Annotated in this window: 1 protein-coding gene; it reads right to left on the reverse strand. The window is 31.0% G+C overall.

The features are described 5' to 3' along the window. Positions 1-150: 150 nt before the first annotated feature. The gene (locus IAI56_RS15910; protein ID WP_187658785.1) at positions 151-450 is read right to left on the reverse strand and encodes a transposase; all 300 of its coding nucleotides are present in this window, start codon (positions 448-450) and stop codon (positions 151-153) included. Positions 451-507 lie beyond the last annotated feature (57 nt).

The raw sequence follows: 507 nt of genomic DNA on the forward strand, positions 1-507 counted from the left end.
TTATTTGCTGTTTTATCTGATTTTTTCTAACTGTTCTATTTGAAATAGGTTTGTTTTTCCATTTATAATATCCACTAGAACCAACCTCTAAAACCTTACACATTTTTTCAATCGGAAATAAGTATTCATGATTTTTAATGAACGTGTATTTCATCGACCGCTCTTGGAAAAAATGCCGATTGCTTTTTTTAATATATCACGTTCTAGCTCTGCATCTTTCAACTTCTTCTCTAATTCTTGAATCTTTTCTTGTTCTGGTGTTAGTTTAAGGTTTCCTTTTCCAGGAAAACTGCCTTCGCCAAATTCTTCGTATTCTTTTCGCCATTTGTAAAGCAAGGTTACTTTTATTCCAAGTTCTCTTGCCAGCTCTGAAATATTATCTCTCTCATTGCTTAATTGGACTGCTTTTGTCTTAAAAGCTGGATCATAAATTTTTCTTTCTCGTTTCATATGTTAAAAATAAGATTTTATTCTTAACTTTAACTGGAAGCTAAATTAGTATATCCA

The sequence above is a fragment of the Flavobacterium macrobrachii genome, assembly GCF_014486675.1.
GTDB lineage: Bacteria > Bacteroidota > Bacteroidia > Flavobacteriales > Flavobacteriaceae > Flavobacterium > Flavobacterium macrobrachii.

Coding starts and splice junctions, on each gene's coding strand:
- IAI56_RS15910 (WP_187658785.1), bottom strand. CDS start 450: ATGAAACGAGAAAGAAAAATTTATGATCCAGCTTTTAAGACAAAAGCA.